Below are 23,399 nucleotides of genomic sequence, written 5' to 3' on the forward strand. Positions count from 1 at the left end.
CCAGGTGACGACAACCCGATCACCCCGCCTCCTCCGTACCCGTCCCCTCACGTTGCTGTCCCTCGGCCATGCCTGTGTGGACAGCTACCAGGGGGCGGTGGCCGCGCTGGTGCCGTTCTTCGTCTCCGAGCGGGCGTATACGTACGCCGCCGCCTCCGGTGTCGTCCTGGCCGCGTCCCTGCTGTCCTCGGTCGTGCAGCCGCTGTTCGGTGCCCTGACCGACCGGTGGGCGATGCCTTGGCTGCTGCCGGTGAGCACGCTGGTGTGCGGGGCGGGGGTCGCGCTCGCCGGTGTCGGCGGTTCGTACGCCCTGACCCTGGCGGCCGTGGCGGTGTCGGGGATCGGAGTGGCCGCCTATCACCCGGAAGCCGCTCGCGTGGCCCGTAAGGCCGCGCATGGCAGTCACACCGCGATGGGCTGGTTCTCCCTCGGGGGCAATCTCGGTTTCGCCACCGCGCCCCTGATGGTGTCCGCCGTCGTCGCCACGGGCGGCCTGGGTGCCTCGCCGCTGCTGGTCGTCCCGGCCCTCGCGGGCGTGGTGCTGTGCGTGGCCGCGCTGCGGGGCGTCGACGTCCCCGCCGCCACGGCGGCGGGGACCGAGGTGAGCGGGGCCCCCGGCCGGGACGACTGGGCGTCCTTCCTGAAGCTGACGGGGGCCATCGTGTGCCGATCGATCGTCTTCGTCGGCCTGAGCGCCTTCATCTCGCTGTACGTGCGGCTGCGCACCGGCGGAGGAGAAGTCGCCGGTACGGCCGCGCTGTTCGTCCTCTACCTCGGGGGTGCGGTGGGCACCGTGACGGGTGGGAGGCTCGCCGCCCGCCACGGCCGTATCCCCGTCGTTCAGTGGTCCTACGCGCTGAGCGTCCTCGCCGTGGCCGGTGTGGTCTTCGTCCCCGGCCCGCTGTTCTACGGGTTCGTCGCCCTCACCTCGGCCGGTCTGTACGTGCCCTTCTCGCTGCACGTCACGCTCGGCCAGGACTATCTGCCCCAACGTGTGGGCACCGCGAGCGGCATCACCCTGGGCCTGGCCGTCAGCATCGGCGGCATCGCGGGGCCGCTCATCGGCGCCGTCGCCGACGCCACGTCGTTGCAGACCGCACTCGCGCCGCTGATCGCGCTGCCCGCCCTCGGCTGGATTCTCCTGCGCACCCTGGAGGAGCCATGGACACCCGGGACCCGTCCCGTGCCCGGCCGCCCTACACCAGCGGCCGGGCCGACATCAGCAGATGCCGGTGCGCCGGCTGCGACGCCTCCGCCACGGCGTCCTCCCGGGACGCCCACCCGGTGACCATCGCGCGCTGGCCGGGGCCCAGCAGCTCGAACCGGATCACGGGCGCGTGGAACGAGGCCAGTGCGTCCATCAGATACGAGGGGTTGAAGGCGACCGTCAGCTCATCGGTGCCGTCGAGAGCGGCCGGGAGACGCTGGGAGGCGACATCGTCCTCGTAACCCGCCTGCAGCAGCACCGAGCCGCCGGAGAAGGTCAGTTGGAGCGGGGTGCCACCCTCCGCGACCACGGCGACGCGCTTGACCGCCTCGACCAGGGGCGCCCGGTCCGTCAGCGCGGAGACGGGGTCCTTCATCGCGAACAGCTTGTCGTGGCGCGGCAGTCGGCCGTCCAGCAGTCGCACCGTGGCGCGCATCCCGGCCAGTTCGAAACCGACCGAACCGGTGTCCAGCGCGAGCCGGACCGTTCCGGACCCGCCGAAGGAGCGGGCGATCTCCGTCAGCCTGCGGGCGGAGACCACGACATCGACCGAGACCCCGTCCTTGCCGGGCTTCCACGAGAGCGTACGTACCGCGAAGCGGTAGCGGTCGGTGGCCGCGAGCGTCATCGTGTCGCCGTCGAGGGCCAGCCGGATACCGGTCAGGACCGGCAGCGCGTCGTCCCGGCCCGCCGCCACCGTCACATGGGCGACGGCCGCGGCGAACTCCTCCGCGTCCACCGCGCCGAGCACCTCCGGCAGGGACGGCAGCGACGGATAGTCGTCCAACGGCAGCACCGAGAGCCCGAATCGGGCACCGCCACCGGCCAGCGAGAAACGTGAGCCCTCGACCGCGCATTCCACCGCCCCCTCGGGCAGCACCCGGCAGACATCGAGCAGCCGCCGGCCCATCACCAGCACCTTCCCGGCCCGTACGGTCTCCGCCTCCACCTCGATGCAGGCGGAAGCCTCGTAGTCGAGGCCCGAGATGCGCAGCCGGCCGTCGGCCGCCTCCACCAGCAGCCCGCCCAGCACCGGTACGGGAGAGCGCGTGGGCAGCACGCGGGCCGCCCAGGCCACGGCGTCGGTCAGTGCACTGCGCTCGATGCGGAACTCCATGGCGGCGGCCTCTCCCGGTCGTCTCTGATCGTGATCCTGATCGTGGGCCGACCCTAGGGGCCACCACTGACAACAGGAGCGGGAGCGACAACGGGAGGAAGGAGAAAGGGAGAAGAAGAAACCGGCCGCGGCCGACGACAGCGGCCACCCCCGTGAGCCGCTGCCGTCGTCCCCGTGTGCCCCTCCCCCGAAGGGCCCCGCAACCGTGTTCGGACTCTAGAACTTCGGGTACGCGACAGAAAGAATCAGTTCGCACTGTGCGAGCCGCCGGAGGTATCAGTCCGCACAGCCAGACCCGGTACGCTGCACTCCGGTTTTTTCGGGAGCGCGGAAGCGTGGAGGCACGAAAGCGCAGAAGCGCGGGGAGCGGAGGTCGCGTGTACGCGCGGGAACGGGCCGACGACGTACTGCGGATGCACCGGCTGGCCCGATCCGGCGGATCGCGGGAGCTGCTGCGCTGGGTGTCCGGCCGGGCGGAGGGCTGGGCCGGGCTGCTCGACGGGGACGGCACCGTCCTGCACGGCGTGGTCCGGGGCCCGGACAGCACGGTCACCGATGCCGCCGAGGCCGCCGTGCTGGCCACCGAGGGCGCCAGGGAACTGGCAGCGCTCGGCGCGCGCTCCTTCTCCTTCGACCGGGGTTCGCGCACCGTGCTGCTGTTCCCCCTGGACGGCCCGCCCGACGCCTCTGCCCCGGTCCTGGCCGTCGTCGCCCCGCGCCCGCTGCCGGACGGCCTCGTCGGGCTTCTCTCCGACGTCGCGATGCCGCTCGCCACGTGCTGGGCCGCGGAGTCCGTGGAACGCAGGCGCCGGCGCGTCGACCTGGCGGAGTCGCGCAACCGGGAGGCGGTGCTGCATCTGCTCATGACCGGCCAGTTGTCCATCGCGCACCAGGTGGCGGGCGCGCTGAGGCCCGCGTTGCCCGACCCCGTACAGGTGTGTGTCGTGGAGTGCCCGACAGGCCGCCGGGACGAGGTGGCGCGGAACTGCGCGGAGCTCTCCGGCGGCCGGTCCTGGATCGTGCGCTGCCCGGTGTACGCGCGTCATCTGATCCTTGTCGTGCCCGCCGGTCCGGACGCCACCGAGCGGCAACTCGGCCTCCGGGTCGCCGACATGGTGGACGAGTGCGTCGTGGGGGCGAGCGAGGACGTACCGCTGTCCGACACCGCGACCGGATACCGCCAGGCCTTCCATGCCCTGGCCGTGGCCCGCCGGCTGCCCGCACGGCACGCCCGCTTCGGCTCGGCGCCGGAGGCCGCCCTGGCCGTCGGTGCGGCCAGCGCGCGGTGGGCGGACGCGCTGCTGAACCCGCTGCTCACACACGTACCGCGGCGCAGCCATGACCCGGGCAGCCAGGAACTCTCGGCGACGCTGGCCTCCTGGCTCGCGTTCTCCTCGCACGCGACGCAGCACCTGAAGATCCACCGGAACACGCTGACGGCACGGCTCCGGCTGATCGGCGAGCTGCTCGGCCTCGACCTGGGCCGGGTCGCCGACCAGGCCACTCTCGATCTGGCCCTGCGCGTGCGCGCCACACCCTCCGTGCTGCGGGCGGTCCCCCCTGACGAGGCGGCGCCCCGGCCGCCCCATCGGCTCGACGACATCCTGCGCGAACCGGCCGTCCAGGAGTGGGCGGCCCAGCAACTGCGCCCGCTCACCGCGTCCGACGCCGCCCGCAGCACCGCCGATCCGCGGACGACGCTGCGCACCTGGCTGGACTGCGAGGCCCGGCTCGGGCCCACGGCCACCGCGTTGGGCCTTTCGGTGCCGGGGGTCCGCAAGCGCCTCGCGCGTCTCGAATCCACTCTTCAGCGCTCGCTGCTGCAGGCACCGAGCGCACGGTACGACCTGTGGCTGGCCTTCCGGGCGCTGGACGTCGCGCGAGCCGGCGGCGCCGTCCGGTGAACCGAAACGGGGGCGCGTCCGGCCGAAGCGGCCGGGCACGCCCCCGTCGGGTGGGGGGTCCGCGGGTCAGCAGCTCAGATTGGAACCGGGGGTGGTGCCGAGGATCTGGACGAATGCCTGGTAACGGTCGATACGGCTCTGGACCTGGCCGGGGTTGCCGCCGTTGCACTCCAGTGAACCGTTGATGGAGCGGATGGTCTCGCCGAATCCGGCGCCGTTCACCATGGCGTTGTGGGCGGTCATGGTGCCGGGTCCGTTCTGGGTGTTCCAGTACCAGAGGCCGGTCTTCCAGGCGACCGAGGCGTTCTGCTCGACCAGGTACGGGTTGCCCAGCAGGTCGATGCCGAGCGCGTCACCGGCGGCCTTGTAGTTGAAGTTCCAGCTGAGCTGGATCGGGCCGCGGCCGTAGTAGGCGGCCTGGCCGGCCGGGCAGCCGTAGGGCTGGCTGCTGTCGCAGTAGTGGGGGTAGTTGGCCGTGTTCTGCTCGACCACGTACACCAGACCGCCCGTCTCGTGGCTGACGTTGGCGAGGAACGCCGCCGCCTCCTGGCGCTTGACGGTGTCGCTGCCGGTGTTCGCGAAGCCCGGGTAGGCGCTCAGCGCCGCGGTCAGTCCGCCGTACGTGTAGAACGGGTTCCGGTTCGGGAACATCTGGTTGAACTGCGCCTCGCTGACGACGAAGCCGGACGGGGTGCCCGGGTCCGTACCGCCACCGCCACAGCTGCCCTGGTCCGCCCAGACGTCGGAGCTGCCGGGGGTCTCGTTCTGGGTCCACCACTTGGCGGTCCAGTTGTGCCCGTTGTAGGAGGCCGTTCCGCCGCCGGTGTAGACGGACGAGGAGTTCCAGGGTGCCGCGCAGTCGGCAGCCGCTGCGGTGGTGGCGGGAACGACGACAAGCATCGCGACGACCGCGCCCAGCGCGGCGAGCAGGCCCATGATGCGTCTGATCACGTGATCACTCCTTCGGCGCGGCGCACCGGCTGGACGGTGCGCCGCCATGGGGGGGGTTGACGGTCACTCAAGCGCCGCTGGTCTGAACCTGTCAAGGTCTAGACCAAGACAGGGAAAGCTTCCCGGGGGAGCATCCGGGAGCATGGGCGCGACACCCTCGCACCGCCGGACCCGCCCCCAACAGGAGTAATTCCGGAAGGGATTAATCCGGATCATGGTCCGGAACACGGGGCGGCCCGAAGGTAAAACCTTCGGGCCCGTCCAGCATGCGGAACATCGGACCGGCCGGCCGGTCAGCCACCACCGCTGCCCGCGGGCGCGTCCAGCGCGTCGAGCCAGCCGACGAGACGCGCTCCCTCGCGGGTCATGATCTCCGGATCGCGCAGCGCGCTGGAGAGCAGCGACATGCCCTGATAAGCGCCGACGAGCGCCAGCGAGAGACCCTCGGGGTCGGCCGCCCGCATCTCGCGGAACTGCCGCTCCACCCAGTCCAGCAACTGCCGTACGACGCGGCCCGCCGCGAGATCGAGGCCCCCCTCGGCGCGCTTGTCGAGCTCCATGGCGAGGGTGCCGGTGGGACAGCCGTAACGGGCCGCGACCTCACGCCGGTCCACCCACGCGCCGACCAGCCCCTTGAGACGCTCGCGCGGGTCGGGAAGCCGGTCGAGGGCGCCGGTGAGCTCCTCCAGGTGCCTGGTGTGTTCAAGGAGGGCGGCCTCGACCAGTTCCCCCTTGGTCTTGAAGTAGTAGTACACGTTGCCCGCCGGGACATCGGCGGCCTGGGCGATGTCGGCGATGGTCGTGCGCTCCACGCCCTGCTCGTGCAGAACCCGCGCGGCGGCGGCCGTCAACCGCTGCCGCTTGTCGGCGGCCTTGGCCCGAGGACGCCGGGAATCCATTGAGTCAGTCACCCGACTGACTATAGACAGCGCCCGGCCCGGTCGTGCTAGCGTCCAGCCATCCAAGTGAGTCAGTCAACTTACTAACTCGCTTCACCGACTCGTTTCCGACGAGTCGTTCTCGACGAAGGAGACCGGCATGATCGTGGTGACAGGTGCGACGGGGAACGTCGGACGGGAGCTGGTGCGGATCCTCACCGATGCCCGGGTGCCGGTGACCGCCGTGGCCCGGCACATCACCGGCGCCGACGTATCGCCGGGGGTACGGGCGGTGGCCGCCGACCTGGCCGAACCGGCCGGTCTGCAGGGCGCGTTCGACGGGGCCGAGGCGCTGTTCCTGCTGGTGGCGGGCGACGATCCGCACGGCATCCTGCACGTGGCGAAGACCGCCGGGGTGCGCAAGGTGGTGCTGTTGTCCTCGCAGGGAGCGGGGACCCGCCCCCGGGCGTACCGGCATCCACTGCTGTTCGAAGCGGCGCTGCGGGAGTCCGGGCTCGACTGGACGGTCCTGCGGTCGGGCGGGATGGCCACCAACGCCCTCGCGTGGGCCGAGTCGATCCGCGGGCGGCGGGAGGCCGCGGCGCCCTTCGCCGATATCGGTCTGCCCTTCGTCGACCCGGCGGATGTGGCGGCGGTCGCCGCCGTCGTCCTGCGCGAGGACACTCACCCGGGCGCGACGTACACCCTGACCGGTCCGGCCGCGACCTCCCCGCGCGAGCGGGCGGCGGCGATCGCCGCCGCGCTGGGCGAACCGGTGCGGTTCACCGAGCAGACCCGCGAGGAGGCCCATGCGCTGATGGCACGGTTCATGCCGCTTCCCGTGGTCGAGGGAACGCTGGCCATCCTGGGCGAACCCACCCACGACGAGCAGCGGGTGAGCCCCGATGTCGAGCGTGTCCTGGGCCGGGCGCCGGGCACCTTCGCCGCCTGGGCCGCACGCGCTGCCGCGGCCTTCCGCTGAGCACTCCGGCCGACGCCGGCGCACTCCGGCCGAGGCCGCCGCCGAACGTCCCGGGCCGGCCGCGGCGCCGCGCGGTCCGGCCTGTCAGCAGGACAGCCGGGAGCCCGGCGGCGTACCGAGGACGGCGGTGATCCGCTCGTACGCGGCGACCCGCGCCGCGACGGAGGCGGGGTTGCCGCCGTCGCACTCCAGGGCGCCGTTGAGCGAGCGGATCGTCTCACCGAAGCCCGCGCCGCCGACCATGGCGTCGTGCGAGGTCATGGTGCCGGGGCCGTTCTGGGTGTTCCAGTACCACAGGGCCGTCTGCCAGGCGATGGCCGGATCCTGCTCGACCAGCCAAGGGGTGTTCAGGAGGTCGAGGCCGAGCGCGTCGCCCGCGGCCTTGTAGTTGAAGTTCCAGCTGAACATGATCGGGCCGCGGCCGTAGTAGGCCGTCCGCCCCGCCGGGCAGCCGTACGGCCGGCTGTAGTCGCACTTGCGCCAGTAGTTGGCCTCGTTGATCTCCTTCACGTACCGCAGGCCGACCGATTCGAAGTCGGCGTGGGTCAGGAACGCCGCGGCTTCCCGGGCCCGCGTGGCCGGCGTCCCGGTGTTCGCGAAACGCGGATAGGCGTGGAGGGCGTCGATCAGTCCCTGGTACGTGTAGAAGGGGTTCCGGTCCGGGAAGATCGCGTCGAACTGCGCCTCGCTGATGACGAAGTCCGGGACGCCGCCGGTGCAGGCCCCCTGGTCGGCCCAGACGGTCGTGGCGCCCGGATTCTCGTTCCGCGTCCACCACTTGGCCGCCCAGTTGCGGCCGTGGTGCGAGACGGTGCCGCCCGCCGAGTACGCGGTCGAGGAATCCCATACGGGCGCGCACTGCGCGGATGCGGCGGCCGTCGTGGCGGCGGAGGCGGACGAGGCGGGGAGGAACGCGGCCGTCGCGACGACGGCGCTCAGCACGGTCAGAAGGCTCTTGATGCGGTTCAGCGCAGCTCACTCCTTCGACGGGGCACGCCGAACACCTCGGCGGGCCGTCCGGACATCCCGCCACTCAAGCCCTGATGGTCTGGACCTGTCAAGGTCTAGACCATCAGAGTCCGGGGCTCCGGGGCTCCGGGGCTCCGGAGAGCGGGCGGGGCCCCGCACGTCGAGCTGTCGGGCGCCCCGTACGCGAGCAACGGCCGACCGGACGCCAGGAGGGCCGGGACTCGCCGTCCCGGCCCTCCTGGCATGTTCACCGCTCCCGCAGAAACCCCTACAGGAAGGAGTTGATCTCGATCGTCTCGGTGCGGCCGGGGCCGACGCCGATCGCGGAGATCGGGGCGCCGGACATCTCCTCCAGCGCCTTCACGTACGCCTGCGCGTTCTTCGGCAGATCGGCGAAGGTCTTGGCCTTCGTGATGTCCTCGGACCAGCCCGGCAGCATCTCGTAGACCGGCTTCGCGTGGTGGAAGTCGGTCTGGCTGTACGGGAGTTCCTCGACGCGCCGGCCGTCGATCTCGTACGCGACGCACACCGGGATCTGCTCCCAGCCGGTCAGCACGTCCAGCTTGGTGAGGAAGAAGTCGGTGAGACCGTTGACCCGGGTCGCGTACCGCGCGATCACCGCGTCGAACCAGCCGCAGCGACGGTCACGGCCGGTGGTGACACCCCGCTCGCCGCCGATCCGGCGCAGCGCCTCGCCGTCCTCGTCGAGCAGCTCCGTCGGGAACGGGCCCGCACCGACGCGCGTGGTGTATGCCTTGAGGATGCCGATGACCCGGCTGATCTTCGTCGGGCCCACGCCGGAACCGGTGCAGGCGCCGCCCGCGGTCGGGTTCGACGAGGTGACGAAGGGGTACGTGCCGTGGTCGACGTCGAGCAGCGTGCCCTGACCGCCCTCGAAGAGGACGACCTTGCCCTCGTCGATGGCGTTGTTCAGGACGAGCGTCGTGTCGGCGATGTAGGGCTTGATCTGCTCCGCGTACTGGAGCATCTCCTCGACGATCTTGCCGGACTCGATGGCGCGCCGGTTGAAGACCTTGGCGAGGAGCTGGTTCTTCTGCTCCAGGGCCGCCTCGACCTTCTGCTCCAGGATCGACTCGTCGTAGAGGTCCTGGACGCGGATGCCCACACGGTTGATCTTGTCGGCGTACGTCGGGCCGATGCCGCGACCGGTCGTGCCGATCTTGCGCTTCCCGAGGAACCGTTCCGTCACCTTGTCGACGGTGACGTTGTACGGGGTGATCAAATGGGCATTACCGCTGATCAGCAGCTTGGACGTGTCCACGCCGCGCTCGTTCAGCCCACTCAGCTCGGAGAGCAGGACGGCCGGGTCGACGACGACACCGTTTCCGATGACCGGGGTGCACCCCGGCGAAAGGATTCCGGAGGGGAGGAGATGAAGTGCGTACTTCTGGTCGCCGACGACCACCGTGTGGCCGGCATTGTTGCCGCCTTGGTAACGCACCACATAGTCCACGGATCCACCGAGGAGGTCGGTGGCCTTTCCCTTGCCCTCGTCACCCCACTGAGCACCGAGCAGCACAAGTGCGGGCACAGGCGTACACCCCTTCCGGGCGGGGCATGTCCAAGGTCAGGGGGCGTACGTAAACGTCGTACATGCCGTACGTCGTTGTACGGCAAGGCCTGAACCGTCGAACCGGGTGCCCCGGAATAGACGAAGCCCCTGGCGCAATAGCGCAAGGGGCTCTTGCACCAAGATGCTACCCGAGGAAGGACCGAGGTGTCGGCTGCCCAGCCCCCCGGCGACGGTACGCACCAGCTGCTGGTGGTCATCGACCCGGTGGCCCGCCGGACCGACGGCGAGTCCGTCCGTATCGCGAAGGACGTACTGAGCGCCGGTTCGCACGCCAAGATCTGCCTGCCCGACGGTCCCGAGGAGTTCGCGCGGGCCTTGTCCCGCCGGGGCGGTCGGCGCCCGGTGGTGGTCGGCGACGACCGGGCCCTGCGACGGGCGGTGGCCCTGCTCCACCGGGAGCGCGAGCCCGCCCAGGCCGCTCTCTCGCTGATCCCGGTCGGCACCTCGGCCGCGCTGGAACTCGCCCGGTCGCTCGGTGTGCCGCTGGGCGCGGTGGCGGCGGCGCGCACCGCGCTGGACGGTGCGGTGCGCAGACTGGACCTGCTGGTCGACGACAGCGACGGCGTGGTCCTGGGGGCGCTGCACATCCCGGCCCTGGGCGCGCTGCCGGGCGCGGTGGCCGCCCATACGGGGGTCACGGCGGTCTGGGACACCTGCCGCTCCCTGGTCCGCACGCTGGTGCGCCCCGTCCCGCAGACGCCGCCCGCACCGCACCCGACGCATCGGCTGCGGGTGGAGGCGGACGGTGTGCTGCTGAACGATCTGGACCGCCCGGTCGAGTCGGTGACGGTGACCTCGCAGGGCGGCGACGGGGGCCTCGCGGAGGTGGTGATCCGCCCTCCGGCGGCCGAACCGGTCACGGCGGAGGCGAAGGCCGTCACGGTCTCGGGCGCGGACTTCCGCTACCGGGCGGACATACAGGTCGCCGGCCCCGTCCGGACGAGGACCTGGACGGTACGGGCGGGAGCCTGGGGGCTGATGCTGCCAGCGGACGAGAGGTAGCGTCCGGCGCGGGACGAGGCGAGGGGGCCGGAGATGTCGGGCGGTTCAGGCGGTGCGGCCGGGGCGGGGGCGGACGCGGGAGCGGGGGCGGACGCGGGGGCGGACGCGGGGGCCGACGCGGGGGCCGACGCGGGGGCGGGGTCGGACGCGGGGGCGGGGGCGGGTCGAACCCCGGTCGCGCTGGATCTGCCGGGGACGGCGGACGCTCTGGAGCGGTACCGGGCCTCGGCCTGGCACTGGTTCGGCGGCGGCGCGGCGGGGGTGTGTTCGACGGTGTTTCTGGCGGTGCTCGTCGGCGGGTGGTCCGCGGTTCCCACGCTCGGCGGACTCGGCGGGGCACTGCTGGTGGGCGGGGCCGTGGTGAGGCACCGGGCCCGGCGGATGCGCCGGGTGCTCGGCGCCGGGCCGTGGGTGGCCCATACCTCGGTCGCCCTGCAGCGTGGCAGCAGCGGGGCCGTGGTGGTGCTGGCCGGGCCGGAACCGGGTGAGTTGCTTCCGCTGGCGCCGCTCACCGTCCAGTGGCGCTTCCACCTGCTGAACGGGCCCGGCGGGGTGCTGTGGTGGTGCGGCGATCCCCGCAAGGGGGGTGTGCTGGCGCCCCCTGACGGCACGGAACTGATCCGGGCCAGGCCGGTACGGGGCCGGCGGGCGCGCTCGATCGCGGCCCGCCCGCAGGTCAGTACTCTCCACACGCGCCCGGCCCCGAGCCGGCCGCGGATCGCGCCGGGTGATGCGGTCGTGACCGGGGCGCCGGTGGTGGCCTCCTCGGCGGTGGGGACGCGGAGGCGGCGCCCCTGGTGGCGGGGGATCTTCCGCTGGGTGTTCCTCGTCGGCTGCCTCCTGGTGGCGCTCGCCGCCTAGTGGTCGGTGGCGTCCGATGACGACCCACTGGTCGACCTGACAGTGATCGGCGAGCGCGGTGACGGCCGCTGCGTCGTGCGGTGGACCGATCCGTACGGAGGGCGGAAACGCACGGGGCTGTTCCACTGCGCCCCGCACCGGGCCTCGGTCGAGGGCTACGAGACCGGCTACGTCGTCTCGTACCCGCCGTTCAAGGGCGACCTGTACGACACCGAGCTGCGCGGCACCCCGGCCTTCGCCGCGACGGACACCGTCGGGTTCAGTGGTCTGGCGCTCGTCGCGGTCGGCGGTGTCGGCGGCGTGGTCCGGCTGGTCGTACGGGCGCGCGGGTCGCGGGGCCGGAGGCTGCCGCCGCACCCGCTGCCCGACCGGCCGTGGGTGCGCCCGGACCCGGACGCCGGACCGGACGGCCGGCCCGGCACGGAGTCGGTGCAGCCCGCAACCGTCACTTACACCGCGTTCGCCGCCGTGGCGGAACGGCAGGCCGGGCTGCGGGGCCCGGACCCGGTGGAGCCGCGGGCGGTGGGCGATGTGCGGTTGGGTCAGGAGGTGCTGTGGTGGCGGGTGCCCATGCTGCGGTTCGTCGCCGGAACCGCGGAGACCCTGTGGTTGCTGGGGTACGCGGGCGCCATCGCCGTACTGTGCTGGGTCCTGGGTGCCGACATCGTCCCGGACCTGTTCCGGGGGGTCGCCGTGCTGAGCGGGGCCCTGGGGCTCTGCTCCGCCTGGCGGATGTTCAGCTCGGGCATTCCGCTCGCGCGCCGGATGGCCCGTGCCGTGATCGCTCCCGAAACCCGGACGCTGCGGTACGCCCTGCTGTGCGACGTGTCCAGCGCGGCCTCCGGGCCCGTGCTCGTGCTCTTCCCGGCCGAAGGGACGGCGGAAGGGACGGCCGAAGGCACGGGCGACGACACGGCCGAAGGCACGGACGAAGGCACGGGCGAAGGGGAGGCCGAAAGGACGGGGGGAGAGTCGGTCGAGAAGATCGACGACCCGACCCCGGCGGGCCTGTTGCGGATCCTGCCGCCGGGGCCGGGCAAGGCCCCCTGGGCCGGGCTGCCCGCTCCGACCGGCATCGCGGAGCTGCGCGGCCGGTTCGACGGGCAGTCGTTGGTCGTCGCATGGATCGACGGGCGCCCGTACTGGCCTCAGGACCTGTACGAGGACATCGACCCTTCCGAGCCCGGAACCATCGATGCCCTGGCGGACCTGGTCCCCGGCCCGGTGTGACGGGCTCCGTCCCACGGCCTGTCAGGCGCCCGCGCGCTGTCCCCCGCCCTCGTCAGGCGCCCGCGCGCTGTCCCCGCGCTCGTCAGGCGCCCGTTCGCTGTCCCTCGCGCTCGTCGGCCGCCGGGAGGTCGAGTGTCTTGCGGTGCTCGCGCCAGCGGTCCATCATGCCGACCAGTTCCTCCTGCACGAACTCGAAGAACGCCGCTGTTTCGACGAGCCGGGCGCCGGCCGGGGTGTGCTCGCCCAGGGTGCGGGCGCCGTCCTTGAGGGTGTTCTCCCAGCGGGTGAGCACCCGGTCGCGCTGGGCGAAGGTCGTGTACCAGACCTCGTCGTGCAGGCGGTAGCGATCCCGGCGCGAGCCCGGATCGCGTTCGCGGCCGACCATGCTGACCTGCGTGAGGTAATTGATCGCGCCGGACACGGCCGCCGGGCTGATCTGCAACGCCATGGCGAGCTCGGCGGAGGTCATCGACCCGTCGTCGTCCGCGAGGAGCGCGGCGAAGACGCGGGAGGCCATCCGCTGCATCCCCGCCTCGGTCATCTCGGACGCGAACCGCTCCACGAACCGCGACACGGCCTGCTCGTCGCGCTCGTCACGCGTGTTCTGCTCGGATTCGCTGGTCATGACCCGATCGTCTCCCCTGGTTCCCCGGCCCCCGCCCGTGCCCCAACTTTATACGCTTCCTTAACTTCACAAATTTGTGAACGTAGCGTACCTTCAAAAACATGACGAAGGCAATCACGGTGGCCGGGCTGCACAAGTCGTTCGGTCGGACGCATGCGCTGGACGGCCTCGACCTCACGGTCGAGACCGGTGAGGTCCACGGCTTCCTCGGGCCCAACGGCTCCGGGAAGTCCACCACCATCCGGGTGCTGCTGGGGCTGCTGCGGGCCGACTCCGGCGCCGCCCAGCTGCTCGGCCGCGACCCTTGGCACGACGCGGTCGAGCTCCACCGGCGGGTGGCGTACGTCCCGGGTGACGTCACGCTGTGGCGCAACCTCTCCGGCGGTGAGGTGATCGATCTGTACGGGCGGCTGCGCGGCGGCCTCGACCGCACCCGGCGCGCCGACCTCGTCGAGCGCTTCGAGCTGGACCCGACGAAGAAGGGGCGTACGTACTCCAAGGGCAACCGGCAGAAGGTCGCCCTCGTCGCCGCGTTCGCCTCGGACGTGGATCTGCTGATCCTCGACGAACCGACGAGCGGGCTCGATCCGCTGATGGAGGAGGTCTTCCAGGGCTGCGTCGCCGAGGAGCGTGCGCGCGGGCGGACGATCCTGCTGTCCAGCCACATCCTCAGCGAGGTCGAATCGCTCTGCGACCGGGTCAGCATCATCCGCCAGGGGCGGACGGTGGAGACGGGTTCGCTGGCGGACATGCGCCATCTGACCCGTACGAACATCACCGCCGAGCTGGCCGCTGCTCCGGACGGGCTCGCGCAGCTGCCCGGCGTCCACGACCTCGACGTCCAGGGCCTGCGGGTCACGCTCCGGGTCGACACGGACAAGCTGGACGCGGTCCTCAAGTCGCTCTCCGCATCGGGGGTACGGACGCTGACCAGCACCCCGCCCACGCTGGAGGAGCTCTTCCTCCGTCACTACACGTCCGACGCGACGGGCACGGCGGGCACGCCGGACAGCGGCGAGGGTGTGGGGGTGGCGGCGCGATGACTGCCGTGACCACGACCGCACCGGCCGGTGCGGGACGCCGGACCGGGCCCGGGAACGGATCCGGGGCCGGGCCGCTCACCGGCACCTGGGCCCTGCTGAGGCTCGCGCTGCGGCGCGACCGGATCATGATGCCGATCTGGGTGCTCGTGCTCGGCGCCTCCTTCTCCTCCGTCGGCAAGTCCTTCGCCTCGCTGTACGGCACCGCCGCCCAGCGCGCCGAGCTCGCCGCGTCGATGAACGGCAACAGCTCGATCCGGGCGCTGTACGGGCCGGTCTTCGACGACTCCGTCGGCGGGCTCGTCAGCTGGCGGATGGCCGGCTTCGGCGGGGCGCTGGCGGCCGTGATGAGTCTGGTCGTCGTCATCCGGCACACCAGGGAGGAAGAGGAGACCGGCCGTCAGGAGATGCTCTCCTCCGCCATGGTGGGGCGCCGCGCCCCGCTGACCTCCGCGCTCCTGGCCGCGCTGATCGCCGACACCGCGCTGGCACTGGTGATCGCCGCCGGTGCGGCCGGCTCCGGTGCGGGCGGCGCCGGAGCCGTGGCGCTCGCCCTCGCGGTCGCCGGTACAGGCCTGCTGTTCGCCTGTACCGCCGCGATCGCCGCTCAGTTCACCGAGAGCGCACGGCTCGCGAAGGGGATCACGGCGGCGGCGATCGGTGCCGCGTTCGTGCTGAAGGCGGCGGGCGACTCGGCGACGGACGACGGCTCGTCCGTACTGACCTGGCTCTCCCCCGTCGGCTGGGCGCAGAACGTGCGCGCGTACGGGGACGAGCGCTGGTGGGTGCTGCTGCTCATCGCGGGCGCCGTCGCGGTCCAGGCAGCCCTCGCGTACGCCCTGGCGGGGCGGCGTGATGTCGGCATGAGCTTCCTGGCGGCCCGGCCCGGACCCGCGCAGGGGCGGATCTCCACGGCGTTCGGTCTCGCGTTGCGGCTCCAGCGCGGTGCACTGACCGGGTGGACGTTGTCCTTCGCCGCGGTCGGTGCCGTCTTCGGCGGGCTGACCGGCGGGGCGGCGGACCTCGTCGGCGACAACGCGAAGACGCGGGAGATCTTCGAGCGGATGGGCGGACAGGCCGGACTGACCGACGCGTTCCTCGCGGCGATGGTCTCCATGCTCGGGATGGTCGCGGCGCTGTACATCGTCGCGTCGGTGCTGCGGCTGTACGGCGAGGAGACCGCCGGGCGTGCCGAACCGGTGCTGGCGGGCGGGGTGAGCCGGATCGGGTGGGCGGCCGGTCATCTGGTCATCGCGTTCGGTGGCGCGGCCCTGATCATGGCGGTCGGCGGCCTCGGCCTGGCCGCCGGATACGGACACGACCTCCCGGCCGTGCTGGGTGCGTCGCTGGTGCAGCTGCCGGCGGTCTGGTTGCTCGGCGGGGCGGCGGTCCTGCTGTACGGGGCGCTCCCGAAGGCGGCGGTGGCGTCGTGGGGCGTGGCCGGGATCTGCCTGGCACTGGGGTGGATCGGGCCCGCCATCGATCTGCCGCGGCCGGTGATGGACGTGTCGCCGTTCACGCACCTGCCGAAACTGCCGGGAGGCACGGGGATGGAGTGGGGCCCGGTGCTGGCGCTCACCGCGGCTGCGGTGGTGCTGGTGGGGGCCGGGCTGGGGGCCTTGCGGCGACGCGATGTCCTGACCTGACGGCGCCCGTGGGCGGTCGTCCGGGCTTCGGGGCCTCGGGACTTCGAAGCCCCGAGGCCCCGAGGGTGCAGCCTTCCGGCGAAGGGCGGGCGTCCTCCAGATCACGGACAACCGACGCGAGGCCATCCGCGGGGTCGCCGGATGCGCGATCGCCGCCGTCGGCGGGGCCGCCGGGATGCTCGCCTGGGCCCCGTACGGCCGACGCGGCATCTTCGGCGGCTTCGAGGGCGAGTCGGAGTGGAATGTGCTCCGGCTCGGGTTGCCGGTCATGATCCTCAGCGGCATCGTGGCCGGGCTCACCCTCTTCGCCCTCGTTCAGCGCAAGTGGCGGCCGGCCCTCGGGCGGCGGTGCTCCTCACGGCCCTGGCCGGCTGCAAAGTGGCGTTCGACGTCCTGGACGGGCCGCCGATGAACTGTGGGCCGAAGTGCTGAGCCCCGGCCGCCCCCGTCACAGCTCGACGCGGAGTTCCTTCAGGCCCCTGATCACATAGCCCGGGTTCCACTCGGGCTCGGCCGCCAGTCGCAGGTTCGGGGCGCGGCGCAGCAGCTCGCCGAAGGAAGCGGCCAGTTCGACCCGGGCCAGCGGGGCGCCCAGGCAGAAGTGGATGCCCGCGCCGAAGGTGATGTGCGGGTTCTCCCGGCGGGAGAGGTCCAGGGTGTCCGGGGCCGGGAAGCGGGCCGGGTCGCGGTTGGCGGAACCGAAGAGCAGGGCCACCTCGGAACCACGCGGAATGACCGTGCCGTCGATCTCGATGTCGTCGAGCACCCAGCGCTCGAACATCTGCAGCGGAGTGTCGTACCGCATCAGCTCCTCGACCGCGGTCGGCAGCAGCCCGTGATCGGCGCGCAGGGCGGCCAGCTGCTCGGGGTGACGCAGCAGGGTCCACCAGCCGTTCACCGTGGTGTTGACGGTCGCCTCGTGGCCCGCGTTGAGCAGCAGTACGCAGGTGGAGACCATCTCCTGCTCGCTCAGCCGCTCCCCCTCGTCATGGGCGGCGATGAGCGCGGAGATCAGATCCGTTCCGGGGTTCTTCCGCCGCTCCTCGATCAGCTCGCGCAGATACGCGGAGAATTCGAGCGAGGCGCGCACGGCGGCACGGGCGGTGTCGTCGGACGGGTTCAGTTCAAACATTCCGCAGATCGCCGCCGACCAGGGCCGCAGCGGGGCGCGCTCGGACTCCGGGATGCCGAGCATCTCGGCGATGACGGCCACGGGCAGCGGTTCGGCGACCGCCTTGAGCAGATCGCCGCCGCCCGCCTCCACGAAGGAGTCCACCAGCCCGGCGGCCAGCCGCTGCACGGTCGGGACGAGCTGCTCGACCGTACGCGGGGTGAACGCCTTCGAGACCAGGCGCCGGATCCGGGTGTGGTCGGGCGCCTCCAGGTCGAGGAGCCCCTGTCCGTTCAGGGTGTGGAAGGGCTCGTGCTCGGCGGGCGGCGGTGTACGGCCGAACTCCTCGTGGGTGAAACGGTGCAGGTACGTACGGCCCAGGCGGCGGTCGCGCAGCAGCGCGGACACATCGGCGTGGTGCGGGACGAGCCACTGATCGGTCGGCTCGAAGTAGTGCACCCGGCCGGTGGCGCGCAGGGTGGCGTAGGCGGGGTACGGGTCGGCGACGAACGCCGGGGACCAGGGGTCGAACGAACCGAAGGGGGCATCGGCCGCGGAACGGGGAGACGGGTGCATATGCGGACGCTAACCGGACCCACCGCCCGCCGACCACCCCCGCCCGGTCCCCCCGGTTCCCCGGGCCCCTCAGGAAGGCGTGACCAGCCGGGCCTCGTACGCGAAGACGGCCGCCTGGGTGCGGTCCCGCAGCCCCAGCTTCACCAGGATGCGGCTCACATGCGTCTTGATGGTGGACTCGGCGACCACCAGACGCGAGGCGATCTCCGAGTTGGACCGCCCCTGTGCGATGAGGACGAGCACCTCCGTCTCGCGCTCCGTGAGGTCGCCGATCCGGGCGAGGGCGGGCGCGCGCGGGGCCTCGGCGAGTTTCGAGAACTCGTTGATCAGCCGCTTCGTGACGGTCGGGGCGAGCAACGCCTCGCCGGAGGCGACCACTCGTACCCCGTCGGCGAGCTGGCGGGCGGAGGCGTCCTTGAGGAGGAAGCCCGACGCCCCGGCACGCAACGCCTGGTACACGTACTCGTCGAGGTCGAAGGTGGTCAGCACCAGCACCTTGGCGTCCGCGTCGGCGGCGACGATCTCGCGGGTGGCCTCGATGCCGTTGAGCTCCGGCATCCGGATGTCCATCAGCACCACATCGGGGCGCAGCGCCGCGACCTGCGCGATGGCCTGTCGGCCGTCGACGGCCTCGCCGACGACCTCGATCCCCGGCATGGCGTTGAGCAGCACCGAGAAGCCCTCGCGGACCATCATCTGGTCGTCGACGATCAGCACACGGATCGGCGGAGTGGTGGAAGTGGAGGTGGTCATGCCGGTCATGCTCTTTCCGCCGTTTCCGCCGTTACCGCCTCTTCCGCCTTCGCCGGCCGGATCTCCCGCTTCTCCAGCCGAGCCCCGAGCCTCTCACCCGTCGGCTCATCGCTCCTGCCGTGCGTCCCGTCCGTCCCGTCCGTCCCCTGTGTCCCGTGCGTCCCCTGTGTCTCGTGCGATTCGTGCGGCTCTTCGGCGAGCCGGACCGGGATGAAGGCCGTGATCTCGTAGCCGCCCTCCGCCGTCGCCACGGCCGTCATGTCGCCGTCCAGCATCGCGACCCGCTCCCGCATCCCGGTGATCCCGTGACCGGCACCCGGCGAGGGCTTCACCGGACCGGTCGGCGGCCCGTTGACGACGCGCAGACCGAGCCCGCCCAGCACGTAGCCGATCTCCACCTTGGCCGTGGCACCCGGTGCGTGCCGCAGCGTGTTGCTGAGGGCTTCCTGAATGATCCGGTACGCCGACAGCTCGACGCCCTGCGGCAGTTCACGTACCGCGCCGGTGACCGTCTTCTCCGTCTCCAGACCCGCCTCGCGCACATTGGCGAGGAGCCCGTCGAGCTGAGCGAGGGTGGGTTGCGGGGCATCCGGCGCCTGCTGGTCCTCGGCCCGTACGACACCGAGGACCCGGCGCAGTTCGGTGAGGGCGGCGACCGCGTTCTCCCGGATCGTGGCGAAGGCCTGCTCCAGCTCGGGCGGCGGATTCTCCACCCGGTACGGAGCGGCCTCGGCCTGGATCGCGACGACCGACATGTGGTGGGCGACCACGTCGTGCAGCTCCCGGGCGATCGTGGTGCGCTCTTCAAGCAGTGTGCGCCGGTCGCGTTCGACGGCGGTCACGGTGCGCTGCACGGTCACCTCGCGCTCCGCGTCGCGCCGGATCTGGACCACGGCCACCACCAGCAGTGCGAACGCGGAGACCACGGCGAAGGGGGAGGTGGTGGTGGAGATGTGCCAGCCGCCCACGTTCTCCAGCATGCTGCCGAACGCCAAGGTCAGCCCCCACATCCAGGCGGCCGTACGAGGCCGGGTCCGGGCCGCGACCACGACCAGCACCGTCAGATGCGAGAGAAAGGTACTGGGCACCCAGGGCCAGTAGTGACCGCCGACCGCCGCCGCGAACGGGGTGAGCGCCATCGATATCCAGAACGCGCCGACCGGCCTGACCAGCGTCATCAGTACGGTGATCGCCGGGAGCAGCATGAGCATGACGGTGCCGACCGCCATACGCAGAGCGCCGGAGTCCGCCGAGAGCAGGCCGATGAGGACCACGAACAGGGCTGCCGTGCCGACCAGTGCGTGGGGCGTCCACGCGATACGCTCGCGCATCCGCTCCGGCAGTTGCCGGAGCAGCGGCCCGTCGGTCCGCATCCGCTCCAGCGGACGGTATGCGAAGGCGTCACGGAAAAGGTCCTGCCGCAGGCCGCCCAGCGTTCCCGCGGCCATTCGGTACTCAGGACTTCTGCTCTTGGTCTCGGTCACGTTCCCAAGGTAGGGGCCGAGCCCCGCCCGGGTCGTCAGCAGTGATACGGATCCTGCGCCGTCCGTCGCAAGTACTACGGGCCCAACCGCCGACGGGCCCCCCTCACCAGGCCAGCTGGGCCAGCTCCTCCGCCACCACCGCGCACGCGTCGGTCGCGGGGTCGATCAACGGGAAGTGGCCGACGTCGGGCAGCAGGGTCAGCCCCACCGTCTCCCCCGCCTTCGCCGCCGCGTCGACGAACGCCTCCGAGACCGCCTGCGGCACATCGAGGTCGGTGGTGCCCTGCACCACCGTCGTCGCGATCCCGGTGGGCAGCAGCGCGGCCGGGTCGGCGTGCGCGGAGCGTTCCTCGACGTCCCCTTCTCCACCGAGGAACTGGACGACCGCGCCCGAGCACACATTCAGCTCGACGGCCGTGGCGAAGTCGGCGATCGGTGCGAGGGCGACGACACCCCGCAGCGGCGGCGGTGCGGGCAGCCGCCACGGCGAGTCCTCGGGCAGCACGTGCCGGGCCGCTGCCCACAGGGCGAGCTGCCCGCCGGCGGAGTGCCCGGTGACCACGATCCGCCGGGCGTCGGCCTCCGGAAGCTCCCGTGCCAGCAGGTCCGGCAGCGCGTCCATCGCCGCAGCGACGTCGTCGAGGGTCTCCGGCCAGCGGCCCGCGACCGGACCGAAACCCCGTTGCTGCGGGATCTCGCCGCCGCGCCGGTACTCGACGCTGGCGACGGCGAAACCGCGCCGGGCCAGAAAGTCCGCGAACGGCGACACGTGCTGACGGTCGTACGGCGCCCGCCAGGACCCGCCGTGCACGACGACCACGACCGGCGCACCGCTCCGGCCGTCGCGCGGGGCGTAGAAGTCGATCAGCTGGTCGGGGTGGGTGCCGTAGGCGGCGGACGCATCGGGGGCGACCGGTGGATGCGAGAGGGCCGACTCGGTCTCGGCTGCGTCACGATCACGCGCGGCAGAATCCGACATGCTGCTCCAACCGTCCTGTCTCTGAGCCCAACTGGGCTGACCTGCGGGGACGGTACCAGTACGGAAGGCCGCCGGTACCGGCGGCGGACTATCGGAACCGGCCCGCGCACCGGCCCCGCGCACCGGCCCCGCGGACCCGCCCCGCGAACCCACGACGCGGACCCGCCGAACGAACCCGCCACGGCGACCCGGACCGTCGCCGCCGACCCGGCCGCCGACGACGCGGCGGGCCGGAGGCCGGCGGGGACGGACCCCGGCCCGCCGACCCGGCCGCCGCCTCAGGCCGCGTCCGCCAGCACCTCGCCCAGCACCCGCGCCGCCCGCTCCACGTCCGCGAACCCCACGTACAGCGGCGTGAACCCGAATCGCAGCACGTCCGGCCGTCGCAGGTCACCGACGACGCCGCGCCCGATGAGCGCGCCCATCACCGGTTCCGCGTCCGCGCACCGCAGCGCGACCTGACTGCCCCGCTCCGCGTGCGCGTCCGGGGTGACGGAGGTGACCCGGCCCTCGGGCGCGTACGCGTCGACGCACTCCAGGAAGAAGTCCGTCAGTGCCAGGGACTTGGCGCGTACCGCCTCGATCGACACCCCGTTCCACACGTCCAGCGACGCTTCGAGCGCCAGCATGGAGAGGATGTCCGGCGTACCGACCCGGCCGCGCACCGCACCGTCCGCCGGGACGTACCCCGGTGTCATGCCGAACGGATCGGCGTGCGACGTCCACCCCGGCAGGGGCGAGTCGAAGGCCGCCTGGTGGCGTTCGGCGACGTAGAGGTAGGCGGGCGAACCGGGGCCGCCGTTCAGGTACTTGTACGTGCAGCCGACCGCGAGGTCCACGCCGTGCGCGTCGAGCCCGACGGGCAGGGCGCCCGCGCTGTGGCACAGGTCCCAGACGGCGAGCCCGCCCGCCGCGTGCACGGCGGCGGTGAGTGCGGGCAGGTCGTGGAGCCTGCCGGTGCGGAAGTCGACATGGTTGAGCAGGACGGCCGCGGTACGCGGTCCGAGAGCGTCCGGCACCTCGGCGGGCGCGACCGGGACGAGCCGGTGGCCGGTCATCCGGGCCGCCGACGCGGCGATGTACCCGTCCGTGGGAAAGGTCGTCGCGTCGACGAGGATCTCGTCGCGTCCTTCCGGCGCCAGCCGGCTCGCGGCGACGACGGCCTTGAAGACGTTCACGCTCGTCGAGTCGCCGACGACGATCTGCCCGGCGGCGGCCCCGACGAGCGGGGCGATCCGGTCGCCGATCCGCTCGGGCGCGGTCCACCAGCCGCTCTCGCCCCAGGACCGGATGCGCAGCTCGCCCCATTCGCGGGTGAGGACCTCCTGCACCCGGGCGGGTACATGGGCGGGCAACGCGCCCAGCGAGTTGCCGTCGAGGTAGACGGTGTCGTCGAGGGTGAACAGCTTACGCAGATCGGCGAGCCGGTCGGCCGCGTCGAGTGCCGCGGCACGCGCGGCGAAGGTCTCAGACATGGCTGCGCGCCGTCCAGAGCTCGGGGAACACGTTCTTCGTAGCCCGCTTCTCCAGCCACGAGACCCCGGCGGAACCGCCGGTCCCGGTCTTCGAGCCCATCGCGCGCCGGGTGGCGACGAGATGGTCGTTGCGCCAGCGCCACACCAGTTCACCGACGTCGGTCAGCGCCTCGCCGAGCCGGACCAGCTCGTCGTTCTGGTCGGGGTTGGCGTAGATCTCCGTCCAGACGGCCTCGACCTCGGGGGACGGCTCGTACTTCTGCGTGAGGTCCCGGCCGAGCACGGCCTGCGGTACGGCGTACCCGCGCCGGGCGAGCAGCGCGAGCGTCTCGTCGTACAGGCCCGGTTCGCCGAGCGCCTTCTCCAGCTCGGCGTGGACGCGGGGCGCGCCCCGGTGCGGCACGAGCATCGACGCCGACTTGTCGCCGAGCAGGAACTCCATCCGCCGGTACATCGCCGACTGGAAGCCGGAGCCCTCGCCGAGGGCGGCGCGGTAGGAGTTGAACTGGGCGGGAGTGAGCTGGGCGAGCGGCGTCCAGGAGGCGTTGAGCGCCTCCAGCTCCCGCACCGACCGCTTGAGCGCGTCGCGCGCCACGACCGTCCGGTCCTCGCGCAGGGCGTGCGCGGCGGTCTCCCACTCGTGGACGATGACGGTGAACCAGAGTTCCATGACCTGGGTGGTGACCAGGAAGACCATTTCGCCCGGGTCGTCGGAGCGAGGGTGCTGGAGGTGGGTCAGGACATCGGCCTGGACATAGTCCTCGTACGGAGTCGTTCCCGCGAAGTCGAGGTGCGGGGTCTGCGCACCGGTGGCTTCGGGGTCGGGGTGGATCGTCGACATTGCTGTCTCCTCGACACGAGCTTCCGGGTAGCGGTCCGCCCCTTCCGTGAGGTGGTGGAGCTCCGGTCCCCTGTCGGCATCCTAGACGGAGCCCGCACAAGCGCGCAGACCCCGCAGATACCGGTACATCTGCGGGGTCCGGAACGTCACAAGGTGTACGTGTACGGCAGGGGC

The 23,399-nt window shown here is 72.2% G+C and carries 21 protein-coding genes; 9 read left to right on the plus strand and 12 right to left on the minus strand.

Features of this window, described 5'->3' with window-relative positions:
* Positions 1–4 precede the first annotated feature (4 nt).
* Positions 5–1,288, plus strand: coding sequence for an MFS transporter (locus ACIQCZ_RS16755; RefSeq protein ID WP_402282984.1), 1,284 nt, complete (start codon positions 5–7; stop codon positions 1,286–1,288).
* On the opposite strand, the gene dnaN is transcribed toward ACIQCZ_RS16755, so the two are convergent.
* The gene (dnaN, locus tag ACIQCZ_RS16760; RefSeq protein WP_402282986.1) at positions 1,197–2,324 is read right to left on the minus strand and encodes a DNA polymerase III subunit beta; all 1,128 of its coding nucleotides are present in this window, start codon (positions 2,322–2,324) and stop codon (positions 1,197–1,199) included. The two genes, ACIQCZ_RS16755 and dnaN, sit on opposite strands and share 92 nt — an antisense overlap.
* Before the next feature lie 413 nt (positions 2,325–2,737).
* Here dnaN and ACIQCZ_RS16765 point away from each other — a divergent pair, with 413 nt between their 5' ends.
* Positions 2,738–4,228: a helix-turn-helix domain-containing protein gene (locus ACIQCZ_RS16765; RefSeq protein WP_402283540.1), complete on the plus strand. Its 1,491-nt coding sequence runs from the start codon at positions 2,738–2,740 to the stop codon at positions 4,226–4,228.
* A gap of 66 nt (positions 4,229–4,294) precedes the next feature.
* On the opposite strand, the gene ACIQCZ_RS16770 is transcribed toward ACIQCZ_RS16765, so the two are convergent.
* Positions 4,295–5,179, minus strand: coding sequence for a glycoside hydrolase family 19 protein (locus ACIQCZ_RS16770; protein WP_402282987.1), 885 nt, complete (start codon positions 5,177–5,179; stop codon positions 4,295–4,297).
* 293 nt (positions 5,180–5,472) lie between these two features.
* Positions 5,473–6,090, minus strand: coding sequence for a TetR/AcrR family transcriptional regulator (locus ACIQCZ_RS16775; protein WP_402282989.1), 618 nt, complete (start codon positions 6,088–6,090; stop codon positions 5,473–5,475).
* Between the two features lie 127 nt (positions 6,091–6,217).
* On the opposite strand from ACIQCZ_RS16775, the gene ACIQCZ_RS16780 reads away from it, so the two are divergent.
* Positions 6,218–7,039 (plus strand): SDR family oxidoreductase, encoded by an 822-nt coding sequence (locus tag ACIQCZ_RS16780; RefSeq protein ID WP_402282990.1) that lies wholly within the window; start codon positions 6,218–6,220, stop codon positions 7,037–7,039.
* An 84-nt stretch (positions 7,040–7,123) separates the two neighbouring features.
* Here ACIQCZ_RS16780 and ACIQCZ_RS16785 read toward each other — a convergent pair whose 3' ends face one another.
* The gene (locus ACIQCZ_RS16785; RefSeq protein ID WP_402282992.1) at positions 7,124–7,981 is read right to left on the minus strand and encodes a glycoside hydrolase family 19 protein; all 858 of its coding nucleotides are present in this window, start codon (positions 7,979–7,981) and stop codon (positions 7,124–7,126) included.
* Positions 7,982–8,276: 295 nt separating this feature from the next.
* A complete protein-coding gene (locus tag ACIQCZ_RS16790) occupies positions 8,277–9,560 on the minus strand; it encodes an adenylosuccinate synthase (protein WP_376277491.1) in 1,284 nt (427 codons plus the stop codon).
* Positions 9,561–9,746: 186 nt separating this feature from the next.
* On the opposite strand from ACIQCZ_RS16790, the gene ACIQCZ_RS16795 reads away from it, so the two are divergent.
* Genes ACIQCZ_RS16795 through ACIQCZ_RS16805 form a run of 3 tightly spaced genes read left to right on the plus strand, consistent with a single transcriptional unit; the run spans position 9,747 to position 12,695 of the window.
* Complete coding sequence (locus tag ACIQCZ_RS16795; protein ID WP_402282994.1) at positions 9,747–10,604, plus strand: diacylglycerol kinase family protein; 858 nt, start codon at positions 9,747–9,749, stop codon at positions 10,602–10,604.
* 33 nt (positions 10,605–10,637) lie between these two features.
* Complete coding sequence (locus tag ACIQCZ_RS16800; RefSeq protein WP_402282996.1) at positions 10,638–11,465, plus strand: hypothetical protein; 828 nt, start codon at positions 10,638–10,640, stop codon at positions 11,463–11,465.
* A 6-nt stretch (positions 11,466–11,471) separates the two neighbouring features.
* The gene (locus tag ACIQCZ_RS16805; protein WP_402282998.1) at positions 11,472–12,695 is read left to right on the plus strand and encodes a hypothetical protein; all 1,224 of its coding nucleotides are present in this window, start codon (positions 11,472–11,474) and stop codon (positions 12,693–12,695) included.
* A gap of 82 nt (positions 12,696–12,777) precedes the next feature.
* On the opposite strand, the gene ACIQCZ_RS16810 is transcribed toward ACIQCZ_RS16805, so the two are convergent.
* Positions 12,778–13,320 (minus strand): GbsR/MarR family transcriptional regulator, encoded by a 543-nt coding sequence (locus ACIQCZ_RS16810; RefSeq protein ID WP_402283000.1) that lies wholly within the window; start codon positions 13,318–13,320, stop codon positions 12,778–12,780.
* A 101-nt stretch (positions 13,321–13,421) separates the two neighbouring features.
* Between ACIQCZ_RS16810 and ACIQCZ_RS16815 the strand changes: the two genes are divergently transcribed.
* The 3 genes from ACIQCZ_RS16815 (at position 13,422) to ACIQCZ_RS16825 (ending at position 16,418) form a co-directional block, all read left to right on the plus strand.
* Entirely contained in the window at positions 13,422–14,363 is a 942-nt protein-coding gene (locus ACIQCZ_RS16815; RefSeq protein WP_402283001.1) for an ATP-binding cassette domain-containing protein, read from the plus strand.
* Positions 14,360–16,006: an ABC transporter permease gene (locus ACIQCZ_RS16820; RefSeq protein ID WP_402283003.1), complete on the plus strand. Its 1,647-nt coding sequence runs from the start codon at positions 14,360–14,362 to the stop codon at positions 16,004–16,006. Before ACIQCZ_RS16815 ends, ACIQCZ_RS16820 begins: the two co-directional genes overlap by 4 nt.
* Before the next feature lie 175 nt (positions 16,007–16,181).
* Positions 16,182–16,418: a hypothetical protein gene (locus tag ACIQCZ_RS16825; RefSeq protein ID WP_402283004.1), complete on the plus strand. Its 237-nt coding sequence runs from the start codon at positions 16,182–16,184 to the stop codon at positions 16,416–16,418.
* Between the two features lie 36 nt (positions 16,419–16,454).
* On the opposite strand, the gene ACIQCZ_RS16830 is transcribed toward ACIQCZ_RS16825, so the two are convergent.
* From ACIQCZ_RS16830 to ACIQCZ_RS16855, 6 genes are all read right to left on the minus strand, one after another.
* Entirely contained in the window at positions 16,455–17,693 is a 1,239-nt protein-coding gene (locus ACIQCZ_RS16830) for a cytochrome P450 (protein WP_402283005.1), read from the minus strand.
* Positions 17,694–17,762: 69 nt separating this feature from the next.
* Positions 17,763–18,446, minus strand: coding sequence for a response regulator (locus ACIQCZ_RS16835; protein WP_402283007.1), 684 nt, complete (start codon positions 18,444–18,446; stop codon positions 17,763–17,765).
* Between the two features lie 5 nt (positions 18,447–18,451).
* The gene (locus tag ACIQCZ_RS16840; RefSeq protein WP_402283542.1) at positions 18,452–19,894 is read right to left on the minus strand and encodes a histidine kinase; all 1,443 of its coding nucleotides are present in this window, start codon (positions 19,892–19,894) and stop codon (positions 18,452–18,454) included.
* A gap of 139 nt (positions 19,895–20,033) precedes the next feature.
* Positions 20,034–20,909 (minus strand): alpha/beta hydrolase family protein, encoded by an 876-nt coding sequence (locus ACIQCZ_RS16845; RefSeq protein ID WP_402283009.1) that lies wholly within the window; start codon positions 20,907–20,909, stop codon positions 20,034–20,036.
* A 278-nt stretch (positions 20,910–21,187) separates the two neighbouring features.
* The gene (gene kynU, locus ACIQCZ_RS16850; protein WP_402283010.1) at positions 21,188–22,384 is read right to left on the minus strand and encodes a kynureninase; all 1,197 of its coding nucleotides are present in this window, start codon (positions 22,382–22,384) and stop codon (positions 21,188–21,190) included.
* The gene (locus ACIQCZ_RS16855) at positions 22,377–23,225 is read right to left on the minus strand and encodes a tryptophan 2,3-dioxygenase family protein (RefSeq protein WP_365693574.1); all 849 of its coding nucleotides are present in this window, start codon (positions 23,223–23,225) and stop codon (positions 22,377–22,379) included. The genes kynU and ACIQCZ_RS16855 overlap by 8 nt, the downstream gene beginning before the upstream one ends.
* Positions 23,226–23,399 lie beyond the last annotated feature (174 nt).

Origin of the sequence: Streptomyces sp. NPDC093149, from assembly GCF_044754145.1 — a bacterium.
Lineage (GTDB): Bacteria > Actinomycetota > Actinomycetes > Streptomycetales > Streptomycetaceae > Streptomyces.

Coding starts and splice junctions, on each gene's coding strand:
- dnaN (WP_402282986.1), bottom strand. CDS start 2,324: ATGGAGTTCCGCATCGAGCGCAGTGCACTGACCGACGCCGTGGCCTGG.
- ACIQCZ_RS16765 (WP_402283540.1), top strand. CDS start 2,738: ATGCACCGGCTGGCCCGATCCGGCGGATCGCGGGAGCTGCTGCGCTGG.
- ACIQCZ_RS16780 (WP_402282990.1), top strand. CDS start 6,218: ATGATCGTGGTGACAGGTGCGACGGGGAACGTCGGACGGGAGCTGGTG.
- ACIQCZ_RS16800 (WP_402282996.1), top strand. CDS start 10,638: ATGTCGGGCGGTTCAGGCGGTGCGGCCGGGGCGGGGGCGGACGCGGGA.
- ACIQCZ_RS16810 (WP_402283000.1), bottom strand. CDS start 13,320: ATGACCAGCGAATCCGAGCAGAACACGCGTGACGAGCGCGACGAGCAG.
- ACIQCZ_RS16815 (WP_402283001.1), top strand. CDS start 13,422: ATGACGAAGGCAATCACGGTGGCCGGGCTGCACAAGTCGTTCGGTCGG.
- ACIQCZ_RS16820 (WP_402283003.1), top strand. CDS start 14,360: ATGACTGCCGTGACCACGACCGCACCGGCCGGTGCGGGACGCCGGACC.
- ACIQCZ_RS16825 (WP_402283004.1), top strand. CDS start 16,182: ATGCTCGCCTGGGCCCCGTACGGCCGACGCGGCATCTTCGGCGGCTTC.
- ACIQCZ_RS16830 (WP_402283005.1), bottom strand. CDS start 17,693: ATGCACCCGTCTCCCCGTTCCGCGGCCGATGCCCCCTTCGGTTCGTTC.
- ACIQCZ_RS16835 (WP_402283007.1), bottom strand. CDS start 18,446: ATGACCACCTCCACTTCCACCACTCCGCCGATCCGTGTGCTGATCGTC.
- ACIQCZ_RS16840 (WP_402283542.1), bottom strand. CDS start 19,894: ATGGCCGCGGGAACGCTGGGCGGCCTGCGGCAGGACCTTTTCCGTGAC.
- ACIQCZ_RS16845 (WP_402283009.1), bottom strand. CDS start 20,909: ATGTCGGATTCTGCCGCGCGTGATCGTGACGCAGCCGAGACCGAGTCG.
- kynU (WP_402283010.1), bottom strand. CDS start 22,384: ATGTCTGAGACCTTCGCCGCGCGTGCCGCGGCACTCGACGCGGCCGAC.
- ACIQCZ_RS16855 (WP_365693574.1), bottom strand. CDS start 23,225: ATGTCGACGATCCACCCCGACCCCGAAGCCACCGGTGCGCAGACCCCG.